The organism is Aeromonas sp. 1HA1, assembly GCF_029237385.1.
In the GTDB taxonomy this organism is placed as follows: domain Bacteria; phylum Pseudomonadota; class Gammaproteobacteria; order Enterobacterales; family Aeromonadaceae; genus Aeromonas; species Aeromonas popoffii.
On record NZ_JAACGC010000136.1, the window covers coordinates 1 to 3,511 of the forward strand.

Here is a 3,511-nt window from a genome sequence, read left to right on the forward strand (position 1 = left end):
TGCCAGATCGATACCAATCGTTGTAATGTTCATCACGGTCGCCTCTCTCAATCAGTGGAAAGTTTCATTCGCCACTTTGACACGTTAGATGCCGTTTTGGGGAGGGGCGACCATTCCATTAGTTTGTTTATGGCGTCACAGACGCCATCACTTCCCCACCTGACCGTTGTATTTTCGCAGGCTGACTCTCCCCGCCATCAACTGCTTGAATCTAAACATCGTCGTCTCCGCCAGCGAACGACGGTCATACCCCGATATCTTCTTCCAATGAGGCAGCCCTTCTTTTCGCATCACCAGTACAGCCGCATTTCTCGCGTGTCCCTTTTTCCATCACCCGGCGCTCTTGCGAGGTGGGATACCGGATGTCGCCCCTCTGTGCGCTATCAGCTGATGGCTGGCGTTGCTGTCAAAGGCGCTGTCCGCATAAATGGCACCCAGATGGCGCCGCAGGGGATTGAGCAATGTCGGTAACGCCCCGGCATCATGGACATTCTCTAAAGAAACTTCCGCCGCCACCCTATCGTGGGTTGCCGGGTCAACGGCCAGATGCCGTTTGCGCCAGACTCGGCGCCGTGCTTTCTGGCTTTCCACTCGCCTTCGCCAAACGCTTTCAGGCCAGTTGAATCGATAACCAGGTCGGTAACCTTCCCTTTCGATGGCTGCCGATACGCCACTTTCACCGTACGGGATCACTTGCTGACGCAACTGTCATCGGGGGCACATAGCGGCACATTCATCAACGCGAACAGGGAGTTGAGTAGCCCCGTTGTTGCACGCAGGGTGGGGCTGACAATCCCCTTGAACATCAGGAAGGCAGAGATGGTCTGGTCGGTGTCGAGCTGGCTACGTCACGGTCGCCCGTGATGGTTGTGGTGGAACCAGTTGTCCATGGCGTCTGCATCCACCCAGAAGGTGAGAGAGCCAGGGTTAATCAGAGGCTTGTTGTATTGAAACCAGTTGGTGATGGGGTGAAGCGACTCGCCCATGATGCTGACTTGAAGGGAATGGTGGTGATCAGAGCGCCACATTTTCAGTTAGTTACATTCAAGCCGCATCGATTTTGGAAACGCCCATATCAACCCACTCGCGCTAAAAGATTAACATTCATAAGCTGGGGTCGGGAGCCAAATAACCCTTGTGCGGCCTGCAGGGTGGGGCTTAAAATCCCCTTGAGTATCAGGAAGGTACAAATGGTCCGGTCGGTGTAGAGCTGGCTGCGGCCCCGTCGCCTGCGATGGTCGTGGTGGAACCCGTTGTTCATGGCATCCGCATCAACCCAGAAGGTAAGAGAGCCACGGTGGACGAGAGGCTGGTCGTATATGGGGTGAAGCGGCTTGCCCATTGGAATGCTGACTTGAATGATCAGATTGCCACGTCTCAAGTTGGTTCCATTCAAGCCGCATCGATGTCGGCAACAAGGCCTAATAACGCCCATTCAAAGGATAAACAGCCTCTCATTATTGTGGCGCATTATGGTGAATTATCTATAATGAGGCTTTAATAGATGTTATCGGAAGCCGATTGAGATGATTAAGTGTTACAATATAAATGATAGCGTTTTATTTTACCCCGAAAGTGGTGATATATCGTCTTCTTTAACGGGGAATACTATTAAAATTAACATGCCAACTGCACAGTTATTCGAAGCTTTTATCACAAGGATGGGGGTGGCAGTTTCGCAAGAAGAACTATATGCTATGGTATGGGGTGAAAATAGTGTAAATGTAACACCAAATACTTTGTATCAGAATGTTTCTCTGTTGCGAAAAGCCCTTCAAGACTCTGGCATTCCCAGTGAATCACTTAAAACCATCAGGGGTAAGGGATTTATTTTTACGGTTACCAGTGTAGTGGAAAATTATGTTGAAAATAATGAGATCACTCCAGATAAAACTGAACCAGCTAAAGAAAGAAAACCTGTAATTTATCATTTGATATTGTTGTCATCTCTGGTTGTTATTTTATTTGGTATTTTGTTTTATGACTATAGCAGCACGCCATGGAGGGTTACGCATTACCCAAAGGACTTTGTGTTTATATCGAAAATTAATGGGTGTAGTGTTTTTAACAGCACCGAAAATAAAAGCATAGAAAACAACCTGAGAGTTAATAGCTTAATTAGAACACTCCCTTTGGAATGTGAAAATTACCCTTATGTTTATATCAGTTATAGTGACCGACATCCGACAACATCAATAATATCATGTAGGAATGATATAAACTACACCGAGCAAAACGACTGTAAAACTGAAATTTTCATTAATCATGGTGAACTTGATGAAACTCAACCTTAAATATATTATGATTTCTGGCACTGTCTTGCTTATTGTTTTAGGCAGTTTCATTTATTTGCACTTTATTGGTGAGAAAAGTGTTGCAACCCTTCACTGCAATGGTGTACAGTACACGCACAATAAAAATTACAGTATTAAGTCAAATATCGATATCACTTTTGATAACAGCAAAGGATTTATGGTCCTGAATGGTAAGATTACCGAAAATGGAGTATCTTCTCATTTAGCCAGAAAATTACTGTTTAACATCTCTGATATTGATAACAGTCTGGTTTTAACCTTCACAGGTATTGAAGTAAGCATGGCTGATGAGGTAGATAGAAATAAATTACATGTACCCTTGCCTGCCTTTATGTCTACGGTTGGCAGTAACCTTTTAATATCAATCTACCGTATAAATAAACATAACTACATTGTAGAGTCGAATGGCATTGCAAGCTTTCTCTGTGTGAATGACGATTAATCCTATTACTAATCAGTTATCAAATAGGGCACTTTTTCTTTTAATCTGAATGAAATTCAGAGAAGAAGGAGGCATTAAAATTGTAACCGTTCACCGGCAGGGGCTTGATGCACACAATTCGGCAGGGATGGGGTAATCTGTTGTCTCGATACAAGCCCTGACGATGGCGCGTAGCCACTCCTGTGGGGAGAAGGCCCCACTCTTTTGGCCGTCTCCACCCATGACAGTATTCGCTGGCGAAACCGTTCCCCTCGATGTGAACACACCCCATAGCTCCCTTTATGCCACAGCACATAGCCACGCAGCGCTCGGTTCCGCCTCGTTGTTTGTCAGCGGGACATTGTCATCACTCATAAACCGCCACAGTATCTTGTCATCCTTAGATAAGCCAATCACAGCGCCCCCGGTAGCGCTTCGAGCATAGCACGGCCCCTTGCTCTAACTGTTTTCGCCAGCTTTGCCGATAGCGCCTGAGCTTCGTCTACCTGACCTTGTTGATTTTTGGCGATACCCTGATGGCCCGTTTCTTCCACCAGTGCCAATTAGCCTGACGCCCGTTATTCGCAATGAGCTGGCACGGGATACGGGGTATGATCCCAGGCCTTGGTACATATCTTCATGCATTGATACGAGCTATTGTCAAATCTGGTGTATGGCGTCGGTCAGGCGGCACTCCTGTCTGACTCCTCCAGCACCTTTACTCCGTCCTTGAATTTCACGTTGTTCGCTACCAACGTCAGCAGCGCAAATCCCT

General features: G+C 46.7%; 2 protein-coding genes and 3 pseudogenes. 2 read left to right on the forward strand and 3 right to left on the reverse strand.

Annotated elements, in window-relative coordinates:
* Positions 1-150 precede the first annotated feature (150 nt).
* Positions 151-986: pseudogene (locus tag GWQ22_RS20975) on the reverse strand (IS5 family transposase); the annotation flags it as partial.
* Between the two features lie 101 nt (positions 987-1,087).
* Positions 1,088-1,342: pseudogene (locus tag GWQ22_RS20980) on the reverse strand (transposase); the annotation flags it as partial.
* Between the two features lie 184 nt (positions 1,343-1,526).
* On the opposite strand from GWQ22_RS20980, the gene GWQ22_RS20985 reads away from it, so the two are divergent.
* Together GWQ22_RS20985 and GWQ22_RS20990 are read left to right on the forward strand one after the other, a co-directional pair.
* Positions 1,527-2,294, forward strand: coding sequence for a winged helix-turn-helix domain-containing protein (locus GWQ22_RS20985; RefSeq protein WP_275931559.1), 768 nt, complete (start codon positions 1,527-1,529; stop codon positions 2,292-2,294).
* On the forward strand, positions 2,278-2,757 hold the full coding sequence (locus GWQ22_RS20990) for a hypothetical protein (RefSeq protein WP_275931560.1): 480 nt from the start codon (positions 2,278-2,280) through the stop codon (positions 2,755-2,757). The genes GWQ22_RS20985 and GWQ22_RS20990 overlap by 17 nt, the downstream gene beginning before the upstream one ends.
* A gap of 90 nt (positions 2,758-2,847) precedes the next feature.
* Here GWQ22_RS20990 and GWQ22_RS20995 read toward each other — a convergent pair.
* Positions 2,848-3,235, reverse strand: a pseudogene (locus GWQ22_RS20995) (transposase); the annotation flags it as partial.
* Positions 3,236-3,511 lie beyond the last annotated feature (276 nt).

Coding starts and splice junctions, on each gene's coding strand:
- GWQ22_RS20985 (WP_275931559.1), top strand. CDS start 1,527: ATGATTAAGTGTTACAATATAAATGATAGCGTTTTATTTTACCCCGAA.
- GWQ22_RS20990 (WP_275931560.1), top strand. CDS start 2,278: ATGAAACTCAACCTTAAATATATTATGATTTCTGGCACTGTCTTGCTT.